The following is a 24,797-nucleotide window of genomic DNA, read 5'->3' as shown; positions in this document are numbered from 1 at the left end:
CCTTTTGGTTAGGTAATCCTTACCTTAGTATGGCCGCGGTCCTCCGGCTCGAGCCGGTTCCGCGCATTCGGAAGGCACGGTCACCTGTGTCCGGTAGCGAAGATCGTGTGTCTGGAGTCGACGACGGTGTGGCGGCGGCGTACTGGCGCCGGCGGCTCGACCCGCTTCCCCAAGAGGCAGTGCTGCCCGTCGACTTCCCCTACCCGGCGGGGCCGGGCGGCGAGCGCCGTGTCCTGAGCCGGGTGCTGGCGTGCACGGCCGACGAGGCGACCCTGCTGTCCGCCTTCGTGGCCCTGCTGCACCGCTACGGCGGAGCGCACGACATCACCGTCGGGTACGACGGACTCCCGGTCAGGGTGGGGCTCGACGGCGCCATCGACTTCTCCGCGTTGGTGGATCGGGTGACCGCCGCGATCACGGAGGCGCGTGCCCATCGCGTCGAACTCCGCTCGCTCGTGGCCCAGTTGCACCCGGAGCCCACCCGGGGCGGCGGGCTCCTGTTCAACACGGAGTTCCGTACGGACTCCTGCGCGACGGCCGGGCTGGAGACGGCGCCCGCCGGACGAGCAACCACCCCGCTCGACCTGACGCTCGAAACGGCCGTGGACGAACTGAGGCTGACCTACCGTCATGATCTCTTCGAGGACGGCACGGCGCATCGCGTCGCGGACCACTTCACGACCTTGCTGACCGACGCTCTCGCGCGGCCGCACACACCCGTCGGCGAACTCGAACTGCTCGGCACCGAGGAGCGCCGGCGCGTCCTGGAGGAGTGGAACGACACCGGCCACGACGTCCCGGTCCGCACCTGGCCGGAGATGTTCGCCGACCAGGTACGCCGGCGCCCGGACGCCGTCGCGCTCGTCTTCGAGGACACCCGACTGACCTACGCCGAACTCGACGAGCACGCCAACCGTTTGGCCCACACCCTGATCGCACGGGGCGCGGGACCCGAACGCGTCGTGGCACTCGCGGTGCCCCGCTCCGCCGAACTGATCATCGCCGAGGTCGCGGTGCTCAAGGCGGGCGCCGCGTATCTCCCCGTCGACACCGACTACCCGGCCGACCGCATCTCGTACCTGCTGGCCGACGCCGGACCCGCCTGCCTGATCACCACCGCGGACGTGACCGCCGACATCCCGCCGTGCCCGGGCATGGACCGGATCGTCCTCGACGAACCGTCCACCATAAAGGAGTTGGCCGCCGGGCCGGCCCACGACCCGGGCCCCGCCGACCGCGGACCGCTGGAGACCACCGGCGCCGCCTACGTCATCCACACCTCCGGATCCACCGGCCGCCCCAAGGGTGTGGTGCTGAGCCACGCGGGCGTCGCCAAGCTGGTGGCCACCCAGACGGAGCGGTTCGGGATCGGCCCCCACAGCAGGGTTCTCCAGTTCGCCTCACCGAGCTTCGACGTCGCCTTCTGGGACCTGTGCCTCGGCCTGCTATCCGGCGGCCGGCTCGTCGTCGTCCCCACCGACCTGCGGGTGCCCGGCGCGCCGCTCGCCGACTACGCACACGCCCACGGCATCACCTTCATGATCCTCCCGCCGGCCCTGCTCGCCGCGATGCCCGAGGACGTCGAACTCCCGCCCGCCACCCTGCTCGCGGGCACCGAACGGGTATCGCCCGAGCTCGTCGGCCGCTACGCGCGCGGCCGGATGATGTTCAACGCGTACGGCCCCACCGAGGCCACCACCAACTCCACCCTCGGCCTGTGCGACCCCGACACCCCCGCCGGCACCATCGTGCCCATCGGTGTCCCCGACCCGGGCACCCGCGCCTACGTCCTGGACGCCCGGCTGAAGCCCGTCCCCGCCGGCGTCGCGGGCGAGCTGTACCTCGGCGGCGCCGGACTGGCCCGCGGCTACCTCGGACGGCCCGACCTGACCGCCGAGCGCTTCGTCGCCGACCCCTTCGGAGAACCCGGCGAACGGCTCTACCGCACCGGTGACCTCGTGCGCTGGAAGGCCGACGGGCGCCTGGAGTTCCTCGGGCGCGCCGACTCCCAGGTGAAGATCCGCGGCTTCCGTATCGAACCCGGCGAGATCGAGTCCGTTCTGCGCGCCCATCCCGCGGTCGACCAGGCCGCCGTCGTCATCCGCGAGGACCGGCCCGGCGACCGCCGACTGGCCGCCTACGTCGTGCCCTCCCTGGAGACCGGGGCGGGACGGGACGGCAGCGAGCAGGTCCAGGAGTGGAAGGACCTCCACGAACTGCTCTACGCCGCGGCGGGGTCCGAGGGCGACCAGGACACCTCCACGGCCGGCACCGACCCGTCCGCCACCTTCCGCGAGAACTTCGCGGGCTGGAACAGCATGTACGACGGACTGCCCATCCCCGTCCAGGAGATGAGGGAGTGGCGCGAGGCGACCATCACCCGCATCGGGGAACTGTCCCCCCGCCGCGTCCTGGAGATCGGTGTCGGCAGCGGACTGATCCTCTCCCGCGTGGCGCCCGGCTGCGCCGAGTACTGGGGCACCGACCTCTCCGAGGAGGCGGTCCGTGCCCTGCGGACACAAGTGGAGGCGGTGGACGGACTCGCCGACCGGGTCCGGCTCGACGCCCGCCCCGCCCACGACACCACCGGACTGCCCCGCGGCCACTTCGACACGATCGTCCTCAACTCCGTGGCGCAGTACTTCCCCGGTGCGGACTACCTCGCCGAGGTGCTCCGCGCCGCCGGACGACTCCTCGCGCCGGGCGGCAGCCTCTTCGTCGGCGACGTCCGCAACGCCCGCCTGCTGGGCTGCCTGCGCGCCGCCGTGGAGACCCGCCGTGCCACCGACCCCCAGGACCGCAAGGCCCTGCGCACCGCAGTGGAACGGTCCATGGCCTGGGAGGGCGAACTCCTCCTGGACCCCGACTTCTTCGCCGCCCTCGACGGTTTCGACGCCGACATCCGCGTCAAGCGCGGCAGCCACCACAACGAACTGACCCGGTACCGCTACGACGTCGTGCTGCGCAAGCGCTCCGACACCGCCACGACGGCCGGACCGGACGCACCCGGCGTCGCCGCGACCCCCTGTGTCGTCGCCTGGTCCGAACTGCGCGGACTCGACGCCCTCGACGCCCTGATCGCCGGCGGCCGGGCACCGCTGCGCGTCACCGGTGTGCCCAACGCCCGGCTCGCGGACGACCTGGCCGCCCTGACGGCCCTCGACGACAGCAGCCGCACCCCCGCGCCCACCGACGCCCCCGACCCGGAGGCCTTCCACGCGCTCGGCGCCCGGCACGGCCACAGTGTCTCCGTCACCTGGAACGGCACCTCCGGCGACGGCAGCCTCGACGTGCTGATCGCCCCCGGCGGAACCCCGCTCGCCGGACGCTACGAGCCGCACGGCACCGTCCCGCGGGCCAACCGCCCGGCCCCCTTCCGCGATGTGAACTCCCTGATGAAGGGCCTGCGTTCGTACGTCGCCGGGCAGCTCCCCGAGTACATGGTCCCCGCGGCGCTCGTGCCCCTCGACCGCCTCCCGGTCACCCCCAGCGGCAAACTCGACGCCGCCGCGCTGCCCACCCCCGACTACGCCGCCCTCAGCTCGGGCCGCCCGCCGCGCGACGCCCGCGAGGAGTCGCTGTGCGCCGCCTACGCCGAGGTGCTGGGGCTTGACGCGGTCACCATCGACGACGACTTCTTCGCCCTCGGCGGCGACAGCATCACCGCCATCCAGCTCCTCGTCCGGGCGCGCAGGACGGGACTGCGCCTGACGTCCCGCGACGTGTTCCGGCACCGCACCGTCGCCGCGCTCGCCGAGGGCGCGGTCGAGCGGACGGAGCGCACCGCCGCAACGGACGACGCTCCGCTGCTCGGCCTGACCGGGAGCGAACGAGCCGCGCTCCAGGGCGAGCACCCCCTCGCCGTCGAGGACACGCTCCCGCTGAGCCCGCTCCAGGAAGGCTTCTACTTCCACTCCGTGGTGGACGGCAACGGCCCCGACACCTATGTCGTGCAGCAGGCACTCGACCTCACCGGACCCCTCGACAGCGACCTGCTGCGCCGGGCGGCCCAGCGCGTCCTGGCCCGCCACGCCCCGCTCCGCTCCTGCTTCCGCCCGCTCCCCGACGGCAGGCCCGTGCAGATCGTGGCCACCGGAGTGGACCTCCCCTGGCGCGAGGTGGACCTCTCCGCCCAGGACGCGGAGGTCGCCGCCCCGCTCGCCGACGCCGTGGCCGCCGACGAGCGCGCCCGCCGCTTCGACCTCGCCCGGCCGCCGCTGATGCGCTGCGCGCTCGTCCGTCTCGCCGGCGGCCACAGCCGGCTGCTGCTCACCTTTCATCACATCGTTGCTGACGGCTGGTCCCTGCCCGTGCTGCACCGGGAGCTGATGGCCTCCTACGGAGACACACCGGCCGACCTGCCCGAGGTCGCGTCCTACCGCTCGTACCTGCGCACGCTGGCCGGAGCCGACCGCGACGCGGCACGCGAGGCCTGGCGCGCCGCCCTGACCGGGATGGAGGAACCCACCCGCCTGGTGGCCACGCCCGCCGACGGCCACCCTGTCGAACCCGCGCAGGTCCGTGTGGAGCTGTCCGAACGGGTCACCGCCCGGCTCACGGCCCGCGCGCGCGAACTGGGCGTCACGCTCGGCACCGTCGTGCAGGGCGCCTGGGGACTGCTGCTCGGCCGGCTCACCGGCCGCCAGGACGTCGTGTTCGGCACCACGGTCTCCGGCCGCGACGCCGAGGTCGAGGGCATCGAGTCCATGGTCGGTCTCTTCATCAACACCCTGCCGACCCGGTTCCGTTGGGAGCCGGCCGACCCCCTCGCCGCGCTGCTCGGCCGGCTCCAGGACGAGCAGTCCCGGCTGCTGGACCATCAGCACCTCGGCCTCGCCGAGATCCAGCGGCTCGCCGGACACGCGGGCAGCGGCGAACTGTTCGACACCCTCGTCGTGTTCGAGAACTACCCGGCGGCCGCCGGACTCGCCGATCCGTCCGGCACGGTCCGCCTCACGGGCCACGAGTTCCACGACACCGTCCACTATCCGCTCGCCCTCATCGTCAAGCCGGGCCGCCGGCTCGACCTGCGGCTCAAGCACCACACCCAGCGCCTCGACACCGAAGCCGTCCGGAGCGTCGCGGACCGGCTCACCCGCGTCCTGCGGGCTCTCGCCACCGACCCGGGACAACCCGTCGCCGCCCTCGACCTGCTGTCGGCGGGGGAGCTGGCCGAGGCGCACCCGGCCGGCGCCGGCGTCCACGTCCCGGACGGAACGCTCGCCGGCGCCTTCGAGGCCCAGGTCGCCCGTACCCCCGACGCTGTCGCCGTCGTCTTCGAGGGCCGGACCCTCAGCTATCGCGAACTCAACCTCCGGGCCGACGAGTTGGCGAACCGGCTGCGCGCCCGTGGTGCCGCGCCGGACACAGTCGTCGCGGTCGCCGTACCGCGCTCCGCCGACCTCATGACCGCCCTGCTAGGCGTGCTCAAGTCGGGCGCCGCCTACCTCCCGGTCGACGTGGACTACCCCGCCGACCGCGTCACCCACATGCTCGCCGACTCCGGAGCCACCACGGTCGTCACCACCACCGGCACGGCACCGGGCCTGCCGTCGGTACCGGGTCTCACCGAGCTGCTCGTCGACGCCCCGGCCGACGAGGCTCCCGAGGGCCCGCCGGTACCGGCGGGCCCCGACGACCCGGCGTACCTGATCTACACCTCAGGGTCCACCGGCCTGCCCAAGGGCGTCGTCGTCACCCACCGGGCCATCGTCAACCGCCTGGCCTGGATGCAGGGCCAGTTCGGTCTGGCCGCCGACGACCGGGTGCTCCAGAAGACCCCGGCCAGCTTCGACGTCAGTGTCTGGGAGTTCTTCTGGGCGCTGTGCGAGGGCGCCGCCGTCGTGCTCGCCCGGCCCGACGGCCACCGCGACCCCGCCTACCTCGCCGGCCTCGTCCGCGAACAGGGCGTCACCGCCCTGCACTTCGTGCCCTCGATGCTGGAGGCCTTCCTCCAGTCCGAGGAGATCACCGCCGACGCCGACTGGGCGGCCTCCCTGCGCCAGGTGTTCAGCAGCGGTGAGGCACTGCCCGGCGCTGCCGCCGCCCGCTGGCACGACCTCACCGGCGTCCCCCTGCACAACCTGTACGGGCCCACCGAGGCCGCCGTCGACGTCACCCACCACCGGTTCGACGGCACACCCGGCACCACCGTGCCCATCGGGCGCCCCGTGTGGAACACCGGACTCCGGGTGCTCGACAACTGTCTGCGGCCGGTGCCCGCGGGCGTGCCGGGCGAGCTGTACCTCACGGGCGTCCAGCTGGCGCGGGGTTACCACGCGCGGGCCGCGCTGACCGCCGAGCGGTTCGTCGCCGACCCCTACGGCGGTCCCGGCACGCGCATGTACCGCACAGGTGACCTGGTGCGCCGCCGCGCCGACGGCGTCGTCGAGTACCTGGGGCGCACCGACCGTCAGGTCAAGATCCGCGGCAACCGCGTAGAACTCGGCGAGATCGAGGCGGCGTTGACGCGTGACCCCGCCGTCGCGCAGGCCGCCGTCGCGGTGGCGGACGCGGCCCTCGTCGCCTACGTCGTCCCCGCCCGCGACGCCGCCCCCGACCCCGCCGGCCTGCTCGCCACGCTCGCCGCCTCGCTGCCCGCGCCCATGGTGCCCGGCGCCTGTGTCGTGCTGGACGCCCTCCCACTGACGCCGAGCGGAAAGCTCGACCGGGCCGCCCTGCCCGCCCCGCGGACGGTGCGGGCCGAGGTGCGCGCCCCGCGTGACGAGCGCGAGCGCGCCCTCACCGAGATCTTCGCGGCGGTCCTCAAGCTGGACGAGGTCGGCATCGACGACGACTTCTTCATGCTCGGCGGCGACAGCATCTCCTCCATCGGCGTCTCCAGCCGCGCCCGCCGGGCCGGACTGGACCTGAACCCCCGCGACGTGTTCGAACACCGCACGCCCGCCGCGCTCGCGGCCGCCGCCGCCGCCGCCGCCGCCGCCGTCGGAGCCGAGCCGGCCCGCGCCCTGCGCTCCGCCTTCGCCCTCACCCCCGAGGAGACCGAGCGCGTCCACCGGCTCAGCCCCGGCCCGGTCGAGGACATCTGGCCGCTGGCCCCGCTCCAGGAAGGGCTCTTCTTCCACTCCACGTACGACGACAGCGCACTGGACGTCTACACCGTCCACGAGTCCTTCGACTTCGCGACCCCGCTGGACGCGGAGCGGCTGCGCACCGCCGTCCGGGTGCTGCTGGCACGCAACCCGAGCCTTCGCGCCGGATTCACCAGCGACGGACTGCGCCAGCCGGTGCAGTTCATCGTCCGTGACCCGGAGATCCCTCTCGAAGAGGTCGACCTCTCGGGTCTGACGGCCGCCGAACAGGACGTCCGGCTGGCCGAGTTGATGGACGCCGAACGCACCCGGCGCTTCGAGCTGACCCGCCCGCTCCTCTTCCGCCTGCTGATCGTCCGGCTCGGCGCCGCCCGAGGAGACCGCCTGGTCGTCGGCCGTCATCTGCTGCTGTGGGACGGCTGGTCGGCCTGGATCTTCCTCGACCAGCTCTTCGCCCTGTACGCGTCCGACGGCGACGCCGCCGGCCTGCCCGCACCCGGCTCGTACCGCGACTACCTGACCTGGCTGGAGGCACAGGACACCGAGGTCGCGACCGGAGCCTGGCGCACTGCGCTCGCCGCACTCGACGAGCCCACGCTGCTCGCCGCCGCGGACCGGGGCCTCGAACCGGACATCCCGGAGCGGCTCGACGCGGTCCTCGCGCCGGAACTCGGCGAACGGCTGCGGGACGCCGCCCGGCGGCACGGCCTCACCCTCAACTCGGTGCTGACCGCCGCCTGGGGCCTGACCCTCGCCTCCGCCACCGGACGGACCGACGTCGTCTTCGGCACCACCGTCGCCGGCCGCCCGAGCGAGGTGCCCGACATCGAGCACGTCATCGGCATGTTCCTCAACACCGTCCCCGCCCGCATCGCCTACGACCCCGCCGAGCCGGTCCTCGACCTGCTGCGCCGTGTTCAGGACGAACGCCTCGCCGTGATGCCCTACGAGTACCTCGGTCTCGGCGTCCTCCAGGCGGAGACCGGCCACCGGCGGCTCTTCGACACCCTCTTCGTGCTGCGCAACAGCGACACCGAGGAACGCCTCGCCGAACTGGCCGAGCGGCACGGCGCCACCGCCGTCGCCAACGTCGACGCCACGCACTACCCGGTGAACCTCGTCGTCACCCCCGGGCAGCGCATCCAGGTCATGCTGGCCCACCGGCCCGACGTGGTGGACCGCCCGCGGGCCGAGGCACTCCTCGACCGCTTCACCCTCCTCCTCGAACGGCTCGGCCACGACCTGCACGCCCCCGTGGGCGGACTCGATCCGCTCCTGCCCGCCGAGCACGCGGCGCTCACCCGGGAACGCGCCGCGAGCCGAGTCCCCGTACCCGAGGACACCGTCGCCGACCTGCTCACCACCCAGGCCGCCGCGACCCCCGACGCCGTCGCCCTCGTCTTCGGCGGCGCCACCCTCACGTACGCCGAACTGGACAACCGCATCAACCGGACGGCCCAGCTCCTGCTGGCCCGCGGCGCAGCGCCCGAGCGGGTCGTCGCCCTCGGCCTGCCCCGCTCACTCGACATGGTCGTCGCCCTGTTCGCCGTCCTGCGCACGGGTGCCGCGTACCTGCCGCTCGAACTCGACCACCCGGACGACCGGCTCGCGACGATGCTCGACGACGCCCGGCCCGCCCTGCTGCTGTCCACCGGCCCGGTCTCCGCGCGTCTCACCGGGGCCGCGCCCGACACCCCCCGCGTCCTGCTGGACGACCCCGCCGTGGTCGACGAACTTGCCCTCCTCCCTGCCGACTTCACCCGCCGTGCGTTCAGCCTGGAGCACCCGGCGTACGTCATCTACACCTCGGGCTCCACCGGCCGGCCGAAGGGTGTCGTCACGCCGTACCGCGGTCTGACGAACATGCAGCTCAACCATCAGCGGGAGATCTTCGCCCCCGCCATCGCCTCGGCCGGCGGCCGGCGCCTGCGGATCGCCCACACGGTCTCCTTCGCCTTCGACATGTCGTGGGAGGAACTGCTCTGGCTGGTCGAGGGGCATGAGGTGCACATCTGCGACGAGGAGCTGCGGCGGGACGCCGAGGCCCTGGTCGCGTACTGCGAGACGCACCGCGTCGACGTCGTGAACGTGACCCCCACCTATGCCCATCTCCTCATGGAGCAGGGCCTGTTGGAGGGACACCGCCCGCCGCTCGTGCTGCTCGGCGGCGAGGCGGTCTCGGAGGCGGTCTGGAACCGGCTCCGGGACACCGACGGCACATACGGCTACAACCTGTACGGCCCCACCGAGTACACGATCAACACACTCGGCGGCGGCACCCTCGACAGTGCCAGCCCGACGGTCGGCCGCCCCATCCGCGGCACCCGGGCCCACATCCTCGACGCCTGGCTGCGGCCGGTGCCCGAGGGCGTGCCCGGCGAGCTGTACATCGCGGGGATCGGCCTGGCGCGCGGCTATCTGGACCGGGCGGGACTGACCGCGGAGCGCTTCGTGGCCGACCCCTTCGGAGCACCCGGCGAGCGCATGTACCGCACCGGCGACCTCGTCCGCCGCAACCCGGACGGCAACCTGGACTTCCTCGGCCGCACCGACGACCAGGTCAAGATCCGCGGCTACCGCGTGGAACTCGGCGAGATCGAGACCGCCCTCGCCCAGCACCCCCGGGTCGCCCAGGCCGCCGTTCTCCCGCGCGACGACTCGACCGCCCCCGGCACCCAGCGCCTCATCGGCTACGTCGTGCCCGCCGAACGCTCCGGCGAGGAACAGCGGTCCGTCGCCGAGGCGCACGTCGGGGAGTGGCAGGACGTCTACTCCGACGAGTACGAGCGGATCAGCACCGCCCTGTTCACCGAGGACTACGCCGGATGGGACAGCAGCTACGACGGACGGCCCATCCCCTTCGAGGAGATGAGCGACTGGCGCGAGCAGACCGTCGCCCGCATCCGTGAACTGCGCCCGCGCCGCGTCCTGGAGATCGGGGTCGGCTCCGGTCTGCTGCTCTCCCGGCTGGCACCCGAAGCCGAGGCCTACTGGGCAACCGACTTCGCCGCCCCCGTGATCCGCAAGCTCGGCGAGGACCTGCTGCGCGACCCGGAACTGGCCGCGAAGGTCGAGCTGAGCTGCCGGCCCGCCCACGACACCGACGGCCTGCCCGAGGCTTTCTTCGACACCGTCGTCATCAACTCCGTCATCCAGTACTTCCCCGACATCGGCTACCTCGCCGAGGTCGTCGAAGGCGCCATGCGGCTGCTGAAGCCCGGGGGCGCGCTGTTCGTCGGCGACGTCCGCAACCCGCGGCTCGCCCGCACCTTCCACACCGCGATCCAGCTCACCCGGGCGGCGCCCGACGCCGACCCCGAGGCCGTGCGGAAGGCCGCCGAACGCGGTCTGCGGCTGGAGAAGGAACTCCTCGTCGACCCGGACTACTTCACCACCCTCGGATACGGCGTCGACCTGCGCACCAAGCGCGGCCACCACCACAACGAACTCACCCGGCACCGCTACGACGCCGTCCTCTACCGCGAGGGAGCCGACCCCATCGACCTCGGGGCGGCCCCGGCCGTCGCCTGGTCCTCCGATGTCGGGACTCTGCTGCGGGAGGAGAACCCGGAACGCCTGCGGGTCACCGGTGTGCCGGACGCCCGTACGGCCGGAGAGCTGGCCGCGCAGCGCGCCCTCGACCAGGGACGACACCCCGGCAGTCCGGCCACCGACGGGGGAGTGGACCCCGAAGAACTGCACACGCTCGGCGCCTCGCTCGGATACCGGGTGCTCGCCACCTGGTCACCCGAACTCGGCCACTACGAGGCAGTGTTCGTCCGAGAGACACCGGACGATCGTGCGGACCCGGACCCGGACCCGGACCCGGACGCGGCCGAGACGCGATTCGACGGCATGGCCCGGCGGGCCCGGGTGACCGCGGGGCTGTACCGGCCGGGCGGCGGGGAACCGCCGTACGCCAACGCCCCGACGGCGGCCCGTGACGCGGACGCTCTGATCCGGCGGGTCCGCGAGGACCTGAAGACGCGGCTGCCCGATTACATGGTCCCCGCCGCCTTCGTCACCCTCGACCGGCTGCCCATGAACGACAACGGCAAGCTGGACGTGCGCGCGCTGCCCGACGCGGAACCCGCCGTCGCGCTCGGCACCGGACGCGGCCCGCGTACCCCGCAGGAGCAGGTGCTCTGCCGTCTCTTCGCCGAGGTGCTCGGGCTGCCCGAGGTCGGCGCCGAGGACGCCTTCTTCGATCTGGGCGGGCACTCCCTGCTCGCCACCCGGCTGATCAGCCGGGCCCGCACCGAGCTGGGCGCAGAACTGGCCATCCGCGACCTCTTCGAGGCGCCCACCCCCGAGCTGCTCGCCGCCCGCGCGGACAGCGGTCGTCCCGCACGGCCGGCCGTCACGCCCGTCGCCGACCGGCCCGACCGCATCCCGCTCTCCGCCGCCCAGCGCCGCCTGTGGCTGGTGGAGCGGATCACCGGCGGCGGTGTCGCCTACAACTTCCCGCTCGTCTTCCGCCTGCGCGGCCCCCTCGACATCACCGCGCTCCGCCGGGCCCTGTACGACGTGGTGGCCCGTCACGAGTCTCTCCGCACGGTCTTCGGGGAGCACGACGGCGAGCCCCACCAACGCGTCCTATCTGTCGAAGAGGCGCGGTTCCCGTTCGCCGTCAGGGACTGCGCGGAGACCGAACTGCCGGCGCTGATCGAGGCGGCCCAGCGGAACCCCTTCGACCTGGCGACCGAACTCCCCCTGCGGGCAACGGTGTTCCGTCTCGCGGCGGACGCGGCGGACGCGGGCGGCGCGGATGCCGCACGTCCCGTTCCGGGACCGGCCGGGAACGCGGACGTCACGGAAGACGGCTCGTACGACGACTGTGTGGTCGCCCTCGTGCTGCACCACATCGTCACCGACGAGTGGTCCGACCGGCCGTTCCTCGCCGACCTCGACACCGCCTACACGGCCCGGGTCTCCGGCACCGAGCCCGGCCTCGCGCCGCTGCCCGTGCAGTACGCCGACTACACGCTCTGGCAGGCCGGCCTCCTGGCGCAGGTCGGCGAGCGGCAGCTCGACCACTGGACGCGGGCCCTGCGCGGCCTGCCCGACGAGCTGACGCTGCCCCTGGACCGGCCGCGCCCCGCCGCCCCCAGCGGGCGCGGCGCCACCCTGCGCCGGGAACTTCCCGGCGAACTCGGCGAGGCACTCAGGACACTGGCCGGGACGACCGGCACCAGCATGTTCATGCTGTTCCAGGCCGCCACCGCCGCGCTGCTCCACCGGCTGGGCGCAGGCGACGACATCCCCCTCGGCGCTCCCATCGCGGGCCGCACCGACAGCGCGCTCGACGACCTGGTCGGCTTCTTCGTCAACACGCTCGTCCTGCGGACCGACGTGTCCGGGGTGGAGCTGACCTTCCGCCAACTGCTGGCGCGGGTCAAGGAGTCCGACCTCGCGGCCTTCGAGCACCAGGACCTGCCCTTCGACCGGATCGTGGAGGCCCTCAACCCGCCCCGGGTGGCCGGCCGCAACCCGCTCTTCCAGGTCATGCTCGGCTACCACCACCGTCCCGACGGCGACCCCGACCTGCTGGGTCTGCCCACCGAATGGTCCGACATGGACACCGGCACGGCCAAGTTCGACCTCGACTTCACCTTCGTCGACGAGGGAAGCGGCGGGCGGGTGGCCCTGCTCCTGGAGTACGCCACCGATCTGGTGGACCCGGACACCGCCGCACTCCTCGCCGAACGGCTCGTGCTGCTGCTGCGCCGGATCACGGACGCTCCCGACCTGCCGCTCACGTCGCTCGACCTCCTCACGGAGGACGAGCGCTCCGCCGCCACCGGCGCCTGGAACGACACCGCCCACCCGGTGGAGACGCGCGCGGTGCCCGAACTCCTCGCCGCCACGGCCGCGGCACACCCCGACCGGACCGCCCTGGTCACCGTCGCCGGATCCCTGACCTTCGCCGAACTGTCCGCCCGCGTCGACGCCGTGGCCGCCGTGCTGCTCGCGCACGGCGCCGGCGAAGGTGCCGTCGTGGCCCTCGCCCTGCCCCGCCACGCCATGGTGCCCGCGATCCTCGGGGTGCTCCGCGCGGGCGCCGCCTATCTGCCGCTCGACCCCGACCTCCCGGTCCAGCGGCTGGAGTTCATGCTCGGCGACGCGGCACCGGTCTGCCTGCTGACCACCGCGGAGCTGAACCACCGGCTGCCCGAGCACGCCGGACTTGAACGGCTGCTCCTCGACGGCCCGTCGCCGACCGGCGACGAGATCCCGGCCACCGCGTACCACCCGCGGTCCGCGGCGTACACGATCTACACCTCGGGCTCGACCGGCGTCCCCAAGGGCGTCGTCGGCACCCACCGGGGCCTGGGCAACCTGTTCTCCTCCCACCTGCGCGACCTGATCGCACCCGCCGTCGAGGACACCGGCCGCGAGGTTCTGCGCGCCGTCCACGCCGCCTCCTTCAGCTTCGACGGATCCTGGGAACCGCTGCTCTGGCTGCTCGCCGGACACGAACTGCACATCGCCGACGAAGCCACCATGCTCGACCCGGCCGCCCTGCTCGCCCTGCTGGACGACCGCGGCATCGACTTCGTCGACCTCACCCCGACCTATCTGCGCGAACTGGTCCACCACGGGTTCCTCGCCCCCGGCAGCCGCGTCCCCGCGGTGCTCGCGGTCGGCGGAGAGGCCACCCCGGCCGCGCTGTGGCAGCGACTCGACGCCCTGCCGGGCACCGCCGCCCACGACCTGTACGGGCCCACGGAGTGCGCCGTCGACGCGTACGGCTGGCACGGCGGCGGAACCGGCCGCGCGGCGTGGGCCGCACCGCTCGACAACATCCGCGCCCACGTCCTCGACGACCGGCTGCGCCCCGCGCCCGTGGGCGTGCCCGGCGAGCTGTATCTCGCCGGCGAGGGCCTGGCCCGCGGCTATCTGGGCCGCCCCGCCCTCACCGCCGAACGTTTCGTCGCCGACCCGTACGGCGGGCCCGGCACCCGCATGTACCGCACCGGCGACCTCGCCCGGCGCCGCCGCGACGGCACGCTGGAATTCCTCGGCCGCGCCGACGAGCAGGTCAAGCTGCGCGGCTTCCGCGTCGAACTCGGCGAGATCGAGTCCGCCGTCACCGCCCACCCGTCCGTCGCCGCCGCGGCCGTCGTCCTCCGTGAGGACACCCCCGGCACCTCCCGTCTCGTCGCGTACGTCGTCCCCACCGGGTCCGGCGTCACCGACCCGGCGGAGCTGCGCGCCCACCTCGCCGCCGGACTGCCCGAGCACATGCTGCCCGCGGCCTTCGTGCCCCTCGCCGCGCTGCCCCGCACGATCAACGGCAAGCTGGACCGTGCGGCCCTGCCCGCGCCCGATCTCGCCGCTACCACCGGTGGGCGGCTGCCGCGCACCCCCCGCGAGGAGGTGCTCTGCGAACAGTTCGCCGCAGTCCTCGGCGTGGAGCGCGTCGGCATCGACGACGACTTCTTCGCGCTCGGCGGACACTCCCTGCTCGCCATGCGTCTCGTCAGCCGCGTCCGCGCCGCCCTGGACGCCGAACTGTCCCTGCGTACGGTCTTCGACGCACCGACCGTGGCCCGCCTCGCCGCCCGCCTGGACGAGGCGCGGACGGCGGCCCGCCCCGCCCTGACCGCCCACCGGACCCGGCCCGAGCGGCTGCCCCTGTCGTCCGCCCAGCGCCGTCTGTGGCTCCTCCACCAGGTCGACGGACCCACGTCCGCCTACAACATCCCCGCCGCCTGGCGGCTCACCGGCACCCTCGACCGCGCCGCTCTCGAAGCGGCGCTGGGCGACCTCGTCACCCGGCACGCCACCCTGCGCACGGTCTTCCCCGCCGACGCCGACGGTCTGCCCCACCAGCACATCCTCGAACCCGGCCGGGCGCGGGTGACCATCGCCACCGAGCCCGCCGACCGGCTCGCCGAGGCCGCCGCCAGGCCCTTCGACCTCGCCACCGAACCGCCCCTGCGCGTCACCCTGTCCGAGACCGGTCCAGACGAGCACATCCTGCTGCTCGTGCTGCACCACATCGCCACCGACGAGTGGTCCGACCGGCCGCTGCTCGCCGACCTGGGCACGGCCTACGCTGCCCGTACCGCCGGACACGCACCCGACTGGCCCCCGCTCCCGGCCACGTACGCCGACTACACCCTCTGGCAGGAGGAACTCCTCGCGGCCGACGGCGCGGGCCTGCTCGCCCACTGGACCGAGCGGCTGCGCGGCCTGCCCGAGGAACTCGCCCTGCCCACCGACCGGCCGCGTCCCCGCGAGTCCGGCCACGCCGGCGGCACCGTCGGCTTCACCCTCTCCCCGGAACTGGAACGGTCCCTGCGGGAACTGGCCCGCGCGGAAGGCGCCAGCATGTTCATGGTCGCCCAGGCCGCCGTGGCAGCCCTGCTGCACCGGCACGGTGCGGGCGACGACATCCCGCTCGGCGCACCGGTCTCCGGGCGCTCCGACGAGGGACTGGAAGGCCTGGTCGGCTTCTTCGTCAACTCCCTGGTGCTGCGCACCGACCTGTCCGGCGCCCCCGGCTTCACCGAACTGCTGCGCCGGGTGCGCGAGACCGACCTCGCGGCCTACGACCACCAGGAACTGCCCTTCGAGAAGCTGGTCGAGGCCCTCAACCCGCGGCGCTCGCTGGCCCGGCACCCGCTCTTCCAGGTGATGGTCGTCCACCTCGGCGAGCCCGGCGGCACCCCGAGCCTGCCCGGCCTGACCGTCCGGCGCGAACCGCTCGGGCAGCGGAGCGCCAAGTTCGACCTCAGCTTCGACTTCGTCGAACAGGGCGAGGGCGCGGGCATCCAGGGCTGGATCGAGTACAGCGCGGACCTCTTCGACCACGGCACCGCCGAGCAGCTCGCCCGGCGCCTGGTCCGGCTGCTGGAACAGGTCGCCGCCGACCCCGGCCGTCCGGTACGGGACCTCGACGTGCTGGACCAGCCCGAGCGGACGCTCGTCGTCGAGCGGTGGAACGACACCGCGCACGAGGTACCGTCGACGACCCTCCCGGAGCTGTTCCGTGCCCAGGCCGCCCGGACCCCCGACGTGCCCGCGCTGATCTTCGGCGAACAGTGCCTCTCCTACGCGGAGTTGGACGAGCGGGTCGAGCGCGCCGCCCGCGTCCTCGCCGGCCTGGGCGCCGGCCCGGAGCGCACGGTCGCGGTCGCGCTGCCGCGTTCCGCGGACCTCGTCGTCGCCCTCCTCGCGGTCCACCGCACCGGCGCGGCCTACCTGCCGCTGGACGCGGACCACCCGCCGGAGCGCATCGCCCTCATGCTGGAGGACGCCCGCCCGGTGTACGTCGTCGACGGCCCCTTGCCCGACGGAACCGAAGGTGAACTGCCTGGCTCCTACGACCCGTTGAGCGCGGCCTACGTCATCTACACCTCCGGCTCCACCGGCCGTCCCAAGGGCGTGGTGGTGCCGCACGAGGGGATCGTCAACCGTCTGCTGTGGATGCAGGAGACGTACAGGCTGACCTGCGCCGACCGCGTCCTGCAGAAGACCCCCTCCAGCTTCGACGTGTCGGTGTGGGAGTTCTTCTGGCCCCTGATCACCGGGGCCGCCCTCGTCGTCGCCCGACCGGAGGGACACAAGGACGCGGCCTACCTCGCCGCCCTGATCGAGGAACAGGCCGTCACCACAGCCCACTTCGTCCCCTCGATGCTCCGCGCCTTCCTCGACGAACCTGCGGCCGCCGGGTGCACCGGGCTGCGCCGTGTCCTGTGCAGCGGCGAGGCACTGCCCGTCGACCTGGCCGACCGGTTCCACGCCCTGCTCCCCGCCGAACTGCACAACCTGTACGGCCCGACCGAGGCGTCCGTCGACGTCACCGCCGCACAGGTGGGGCCCGGCGCCAACTCCGTCCCGATCGGGCGCCCGGTCTGGAACACGCGCCTGTACGTCCTGGACGACGCGCTGCGCCCCGTACCACCGGGCGTGGCGGGGGAGTTGTACCTGGCCGGCGTCCAGCTCGCCCGCGGATACCTCGACCGTCCGGGCCTGTCCGCCGAACGCTTCGTCGCCGACCCGCACGGCGCGCCCGGTACGCGCATGTACCGCACCGGCGACCTCGCCCGGTGGACCGCGACCGGTGAGGTCGAATACCTCGGACGTACCGACGACCAGGTCAAGATCCGCGGCTTCCGCGTCGAACCGGGCGAGATCGAAGCCGCCCTCACCCGCCACGACACGGTCGCCCACGCCTCCGTCGTCGCTCGCGAACAGCGGCTCGTCGCCTACGTCGTGCCGGCCCCCGGGCGGACGCCCGACCCGGCGGAGCTGCGCGCCCACACCGCCTCCGTCCTGCCCGAGCACATGGTCCCGGCCGCCGTCGTCCCGCTCGACGCGCTGCCGCTCACGCCGAACGGCAAACTGGACCGGAAGGCCCTTCCCGCACCCGACTTCGCGGCCGCCACCACCGACACCCGGCCGCGCACCCCGCGCGAGGGAGTCCTGTGCGCGCTGGTCGCCGACGTCCTCGGCCTGGAACGCGTCGGTGTGGAGGACGACTTCTTCAGCCTGGGCGGCGACAGCATCGTGGCCATGCAACTCGTCGCGAGGGCCCGGGCCGCCGGCCTCGCGATCAGCCCCCGCGACGTGTTCCGGCACAAGACGGCCGCCGCGCTCGCCGCTGTCGCCGCCGATCCGGAAGACGCCGCGGACACCTCCTCCGACGCCGAACTGTTCACCGCGATCACCGACGCCGAGCGTGCCGAGATCGCCGCGCTCGGCGCCGCGGAGGTCCTGCCCCTGTCGCCTCTCCAGGCGGGCCTGCTGTTCCACGCGGCCTTCGACTCGGGCGACGACGGACCCGACGTCTACACCGTGCAGGTGTCCCAGGACCTCGAAGGCCCGCTCGACACCGACCGGCTCCGCCGCGCGGGCCAGGCCCTGCTCGACCGCCACGGCAACCTCCGAGCGGGCTTCCGCTACCTCTCCTCGGGCCGTCCCGTCGCCGTCGTGCCGCGCACGGCCGTCCTGCCCTGGCGGCACATCGACCTCTCCGAACTGGACGAGAGCGCCCGCGACGAGCGGTGGACCCGCTGCCTCTCCCAGGAGCGGCGCCGCTTCGACCCCGCCGAGCCGCCGCTCATCCGCCTGATGCTGGTCAAGGTCGGCCCCGAGGCACACCGCCTGGTCCTGTCCCATCAGCACCTGCTGCTCGACGGCTGGTCGGTGCCCCGGCTGACCCGCGAACTCTCGGAGTCGTACGCGGGCAAGGGACTCCCCGCCCCGACGCCGTACCGCGACTACCTGGCCTGGCTCGGCCGCCAGGACGCCGAAGCCTCCGCCGCGGCGTGGACCCGGGCGCTCGACGGGCTGGAGGAGCCCACGCATCTCGTCCCCGCCGACCCCCACCGCACCCCGGCGGTGCCCGCGACGCGCACCACCCTGCTGACCCCGGACCTGACCGACGCCCTCACGGCCCTCGCCCGCGCACGCGGCCTCACCCTCAACACCCTGGTCCAGGGCGCCTGGAGTGTCCTGCTGGGCCGGCTCACCGGACGCACGGACGTCGTCTTCGGCGCCACCGTCTCCGGACGGCCACCGGAACTCGCCGGGGTGGACTCGATGATCGGTCTGTTCATCAACACCGTGCCGGTACGGGTCCGGGTCGACGACCGGGAGCCGGCGGCCGCGTTCCTCGACCGCCTCCAGGACGAGCAGTCGCAGCTGATCGCCCATCAGCACGTCGGCCTGTCCGACATCCAACGGCTTTCGGGCCTGGGCGAGTTGTTCGACAGCCTCGTCGTCTTCGAGTCCTATCCCGACGCCGGAGGTCCCGGGCCCGGTGCCGACGACGGGCTGCGCGCCGAGACGCGCGACCACCAGGACTCGACGCACTACCCGTTCACCTGGGCCGTCGAGCCCGCGGAGCGGCTCACGCTCACCGCCGAATACCGGACCGACCTGTTCACCCCGGCGCTGGTCGAGCGGATCTGCGCCGCGATGGTGCGGCTCTTCGAGGCGATGACCGCCGACGTCGCACAGCCCCTCGGCCACGTCGACCTCCTCACCCCGCACGACCGCCACACCGTCCTGGAGACCTGGAACGACACCGCACGGCCCGTCGTCCCCGGCACACCGGCGACCGTCCCCGCCCTCTTCGAGGCACAGGTGGCCGAGGCACCCGACGCGATCGCCGTCGTCGCGGGACCCGTCACCTGGACCTTCGCGGAGCTGAACGAGCGCGCCAACCGGCTCGCCCGGGTACTGGCCGAACACGGCGCGGGACCCGAGGAGATCGTCGCCCTGTCCCTGCCGCGCACGGCGGACTTCCTGCTCGCGATCCTCGCGGTGATGAAGGCGGGCGCGGCCTATCTCCCGGTCGACGCGGACCTGCCGGCCGAACGCGCCCTCGCCATGCTCGACGACGCCCGCCCCCGTCTCGTCCTCACCACCGAGGCCCTGGCCGCGCACCTCCCGGACAGCGGCGTGCCCCGGCTGGCACTGGACGCGGCGGACACCGTCGCCCGCACGGCGGCCCAACCAGGCTGCGACCCGGCGGCGGGGCCCGACCCGGACCACCCGGCCTACGTCATCTACACCTCCGGCTCCACCGGCCGCCCCAAGGGGGTCGTGGTCTGCCACCGCAGCGTCGTCAACCTGTTCCACAGCCACCGGCGCACCCTGCACGACCTCGCCAAGGAGACCACCGGCCGGCGCCGGCTCCGCGTCGGCCACGCGTGGTCGTTCTCCTTCGACGCCTCCTGGCAGCCGCAGCTGTGGCTTCTCGACGGGCACGCCCTGCACGTCCTCGACGACGAGACCCGCCGCGACCCCGAGCTGACGGCCGAGGCGATCCGCTCCCGGGAACTGGACTTCATCGAGGTCACGCCCTCCTTCCTCGCCCAGATGGCCGACACCGGCCTGATCAAGGACGGCGCCTGCCCGCTCGCGGTCGTCGGCGTCGGCGGCGAGGCCGTGCCCGACGCCCTCTGGAGCGAGCTGGCCGCTCTTGAGTCCACCACCGCGTTCAACCTCTACGGACCCACCGAGGCCACCGTCGATGCGCTCGCCGCCCGTGTCGGCGAGAGCGACCGTCCCCTGGTGGGCCGCCCGGTCGGCAACACCCGCGCCTACGTGCTGGACGCGGCACTGCGCCCCGTGCTGCCGGGCGTTCCGGGCGAGTTGTATCTCGCCGGGCAGGGACTGGCCCGTGGCTACCTCGGGCGCCCGGACCTGACCGCCGACCGGTTCGTCGCCGACCCCTTCGGCCCGCCCGGCACCCGGATGTACCGCACCGGCGACCTCGCCCGCTGGAGCGAGGACGGACAGCTCGACTATCTCGGGCGCGCCGACGACCAGGTCAAGATCCGCGGCTTCCGCGTCGAACTCGCGGAGATCGAGGCCGTACTGGACCGTCACGAGCGGGTCGGGCAGGTCGTCGTCGTCGCGCGCGAGGACCGACCCCGCGTCAGGCAACTGGCCGCCTACGTCGTTCCCGCCGAGGGCGCGCCCGACCCGGACCCGGTGGCCCTGCGCGCCCACGTGGCCGCAGCGCTCCCCGACTACATGGTCCCGGCCGCCGTGCTGGTCCTCGACGAACTGCCGCTGCTGTCCAACGGCAAACTCGACCGCAAGGCCCTGCCCGCCCCCGAGTTCACCCTCGCGGCCGGCGGCAGGGGACCGGAGAACGACGTGGAACGCGCCCTGTGCGCCCACTTCGCCGACGTCCTCGGACTTCCCGAGATCGGCGCCGAGGACGACTTCTTCGCCCTCGGCGGCGACAGCATCGTCGCCATGCAGCTGGTCAGCCGGGCGCGCGCCGCCGGGCTACGGGTCACTCCACGCCAAGTGTTCCAGCACCGCACGGTCGCGGCACTGGCCGCCGTCGCGGCCGAGCTGGGACCGGACGCCGGAGTCCCCGCGCACGACGACGGCTCGGGCACCGTCCCCCTGACGCCGATCATGCACGCACTGCGGGAACTGGGCGGCCCGATGGCCGGGTACCACCAGGTGGCGTTCGTCCAGACGCCCGCCGCCCTGGACCTGGCCACCCTGCACGTCGTCCTCCAGGCGGTGACCGACCGGCACGACCTGCTGCGGGCGCGCCTGGAGCGGACCACCACCGCCGGCGCCGAGACGTGGTCGCTCCAGGTACCCGCGCCGGGCGCCGTCGACGCGGCCTCCTGGCTCGTGAGGGCGGATGTCGCGGGCGCCGACGACAGCGCGCTGCGCGCCGCCGTGGGCGAGCACGCCCGCGCGGCCCAGGACCGGCTCGACCCGGACGCCGGGCGCATGGTGCAGGGCGTCTGGTTCGACGCCGGCCCCGGCGCCCCCGGCCGGCTGCTCCTGCTCGTCCACCACCTCGTTGTCGACGGCGTGTCCTGGCGCATCCTGCTGCCGGACCTCGCCGCCGCCTGGCAGGACGCCTCCGAGGGCCGCACGCCCGCCCTCGCCCCGGTCGACCTGTCGTTCCGCCGCTGGTCCCGGCTGCTCGCCGCACGCGCCGCCGACCCGGCCCGCGAGGACGAACTCCCGCTGTGGACCGCGATCCTGGCCGCCGCCCCGCCGCTTCCCACCACCCGCCCGCTCGACCCGAACCTCGACGTCACCGCCACCTCGCGCAACCTGTCCCTCACTATGCCCGCCGACATCACCGCGCCGCTGCTGAGCCGGGTGCCGAGCGTCCTCGGCGCGACCGTCAACGACGTCCTGCTCACCGCACTCGCGGTGGCCGTCACCGACTGGCGGACCCGGCGCGGGGAGGACGGCGACAGCACCGGCGGGGTGCTCGTGGACCTGGAGGGCCATGGCCGGGAGGAGGAACTCGCGGGCAACGCCGACCTGTCGCGTACCGTCGGCTGGTTCACCAGCGTCGTGCCCGTACGACTCGACCCGGGTCCCGTCGACTTGGCCGACGCCTTCGCCGGCGGACCCGCGCTCGACACGGCACTCGCACGCGTCCGGGACCACCTCGCCGCCCTGCCCGCCGCCGGCGTCGGCCACGGCCTGCTGCGGCACCTCAACCCGGCCACCGGACCCGCCCTCGCCCGACTCGGCGCCCCGCAGGTCGAGTTCAACTACATGGGCCGGTTCGGTGTCCCCGAGGCCACCGACTGGTCGTACGCCCCCGAGGACGACGCCGCCGACCTGGACGGCGATCCGGACATGCCGCTGTCCCACGCCCTGACCGTCAACGCCCTGACCGAGGACCTTCCCACCGGTCCCGAACTGTCCGCCCACTGGACCTTCGCCCCCGGCGTGCTGCCCGAGGAGTCGGTCCAGGACCTGGCGGACACCTGGTTCCGCGCACTGCGGGCCCTGGTGACCCGCGCCGGCGCACCCGTCGCCGGGCAGCGGCCCCGCGACACCACGGGGACACCCTGACGACCGTCCCCCCGACACATCCACTCTCCCTGCCCCTGGCTTCCAGCCATTCATGCCGACCCGGCCTGTCGACCGGACAGGACCGATCCGAGAGACCGTGAGGAAGACCTGATGACCAACCCGTTCGAGAACCCCGAGGGCCTCTACCGCGTGCTCGTCAACGACGAGGGCCAGTACAGCCTGTGGCCCGACTTCGTCGACGTGCCCGCCGGCTGGACCGTCGTGCACGGCCCCGGCCCGCGCCGCCAGTGCCTGGACCACATCGAGAGCAACTGGACGGACATGCGCCCCAAGAGCCTCGTGGAGAGCATGCGGCGGACGGGCTGACCCGGCGATGCTCTGTACGCGACTGACGAACGCGCGGTTCGTCACCATGGACCCAGGCCGCCCCGTCGCCCACGACCTCGGCATCTGGCGGGGCCGGATCGTGGGCCTCGACGAGGAGGTGACCTCGCTACCCGCACGCCGGGTGGTCGACCTCCAAGGCGCCACCGTGCTGCCCGGGTTCATCGACAGCCATGTCCATCTGGCCTGGACCGGCTTCAAGTCGGGCACGCCGAGCATCGCGTCCCGCACCACCGTGGAGGAGGTGCTCGACGTCGTCGCCGGGGTCGCCGCGCGGGTCCCCGACGACGGCTGGGTGCACCTCGCGGGGTACGACCAGCGGGTTCTGGGGCGCCATCTGACCGCCGTGGAACTCGACAAGGCGGGCGCCGGGCGCAAGGTGTTCCTGATGCACGACTCGGGACACGGCTGTGTGGTGAGTACCGCCGTCCTCGACCTGCTCCCCGCCGGGATCGCGCACGAGGACGGCTTCCTCGCCGAGGGGGCGATGGGCGCGGCCCGGGCCCTGCGGCTCCCTCACTCCCAGGAGGAACTCGCGGGCGCGATCGGCAGGGCCGCGCGGGACTGTCTCGCGGAGGGGGTGACCGCCGTCGCCGAAGCCGGCATCGGCGGCGCGCTGTTCGGACACAGCCCCGTCGAGCTCGGCGCCTATCAACTCGCCCGTGACAAGGACGCCTTGCCGCTGCGGGTCCAACTGATGGTGGCCGCGGACCGGCTGCACGAGGTCGCCGCGCACGCGTCCGACGGCATCCCACGCGCCCTCGACCTTGGCCTGCGCACCGGGTTCGGAGATGCCTGGCTGTCCGTGGGAGCGCTCAAGATCTTCACCGACGGCGGCATGATGGCGCGCACCGCCGCCCTGAGCAGCCCCTACGAAGGCCTCGACCACGCGGGCCAGTTGCAGGACGACCCGGAGCGGCTTGCCGCGACCGTCGTCGACGGACACCTCGCGGGGTGGCAGCTGGCCGTCCACGCCATCGGCGACCGGGCGGCGGATGTCGCCCTGGACGCGCTGGAACACGCCCAGCGCCTGCGGCCGCGCCCGGACGCGCGGCACCGGATCGAGCACGCGGGCCTGATCCGGCCCGACCAGCTGGAGCGGTTCGCCCGGCTCGGGGTGATCGCCGTGGTCCAGCCGAACTTCCTGCGCTCCTTCGGCGACGACTACGCCGCGATCATGGGGGCCGGCCGGGCGCCCTGGCTCTACCGGGGGAGGGGCTTCCTGGAGCACGGCATCACGCTGGTGGGCAGCTCGGACCGGCCCGTCACCGACGGATCACCGCTGCGGGCCGTGCAGTTCATGGTCGAGAGGGCCTCCGGGTCGGGGCGGACGATCGGCCCGGACGAGGGCATCACGGTGGACGAGGCACTACGCGCCTACACCGTCGCCGGAGCGTTCGCCTGTCGCTGGGAGGACAGCCTGGGCAGCCTGACGCCGGGGAAGTGGGCCGACCTCGCCGTGCTCGCGGACGATCCGCGGTCGGTCGAGGTATCGCGCATCGGGGACATCGAGGTGGTCGCGACGTACGTCGCCGGCCGGGACACAGCGGAGGCGGCGGCATGAGCGCATGGACCCACGACACCGGTCACCAAGCGGAGTTGGGGGAGTCGCCGGACCCGCTGAGGTGGGTGATCTGGCACACCGCGACGGGGACGCTGGTCTTCGACCGGGACATCAACGGCCCGCTCGGGATCGACGACGAGGCGGTGCTGTGCGAGGTCCTGGGCAGCATGCGCGCCGCGGGCGTACCGGAGAGCGACGACTATCCGGGCCGTCCCTGCTCCTGAACCGGGCTCACACCCTGGCCCCGCGAGGTCCTGCCGTGCAGCAGTTCGCGCAGCAACTGGTCGGTGGTGCACACGACGCCGGTGCGCGCGACCCAGCGCAGGGCCATGGCGTGGTCCTCGGCGCTGAGGCCGGCGATCGTGTCGGCCACGACGGCTGAGCCGCCCTGGCCCCGTCTCGCCGGCGACCGCGCCTGCGTCCTGGCCACGACGAGCACTCCCGGCATACCCACGTCAGCTCTCGCAGGCGGTCCGCCTGGTACGTCTGGGACCTGGCCCGTCGCGAGAACAGCCGATGGA

At 73.6% G+C, this 24,797-nt stretch carries 5 protein-coding genes; 4 read left to right on the top strand and 1 reads right to left on the bottom strand.

The features are described 5' to 3' along the window. Window positions 1-107: 107 nt before the first annotated feature. The 4 genes from ABZT74_RS17235 to ABZT74_RS17220 all read left to right on the top strand — a co-directional run bounded on the left by ABZT74_RS17235 (window position 108) and on the right by ABZT74_RS17220 (window position 24,500). On the top strand, window positions 108-22,367 hold the full coding sequence (locus ABZT74_RS17235) for a non-ribosomal peptide synthase/polyketide synthase (RefSeq protein WP_356435752.1): 22,260 nt from the start codon (window positions 108-110) through the stop codon (window positions 22,365-22,367). A gap of 111 nt (window positions 22,368-22,478) precedes the next feature. Continuing rightward, on the top strand, window positions 22,479-22,694 hold the full coding sequence (locus ABZT74_RS17230; protein ID WP_355876299.1) for an MbtH family protein: 216 nt from the start codon (window positions 22,479-22,481) through the stop codon (window positions 22,692-22,694). A gap of 7 nt (window positions 22,695-22,701) precedes the next feature. Then, window positions 22,702-24,276: an amidohydrolase gene (locus tag ABZT74_RS17225; RefSeq protein WP_356435749.1), complete on the top strand. Its 1,575-nt coding sequence runs from the start codon at window positions 22,702-22,704 to the stop codon at window positions 24,274-24,276. Then, the gene (locus ABZT74_RS17220) at window positions 24,273-24,500 is read left to right on the top strand and encodes a hypothetical protein (protein WP_356435747.1); all 228 of its coding nucleotides are present in this window, start codon (window positions 24,273-24,275) and stop codon (window positions 24,498-24,500) included. The genes ABZT74_RS17225 and ABZT74_RS17220 overlap by 4 nt, the downstream gene beginning before the upstream one ends. On the opposite strand, the gene ABZT74_RS17215 is transcribed toward ABZT74_RS17220, so the two are convergent. Then, the gene (locus ABZT74_RS17215) at window positions 24,476-24,649 is read right to left on the bottom strand and encodes a hypothetical protein (protein WP_356435744.1); all 174 of its coding nucleotides are present in this window, start codon (window positions 24,647-24,649) and stop codon (window positions 24,476-24,478) included. The genes ABZT74_RS17220 and ABZT74_RS17215 overlap by 25 nt on opposite strands. Window positions 24,650-24,797: the final 148 nt, after the last annotated feature.

Source organism: Streptomyces sp. NPDC005302 (genome assembly GCF_040607345.1).
Classification (GTDB): Bacteria; Actinomycetota; Actinomycetes; order Streptomycetales; family Streptomycetaceae; genus Streptomyces.
Note: the sequence above shows the minus strand (reverse complement) of the source record. Positions and strands in the feature narration are given on the sequence as shown.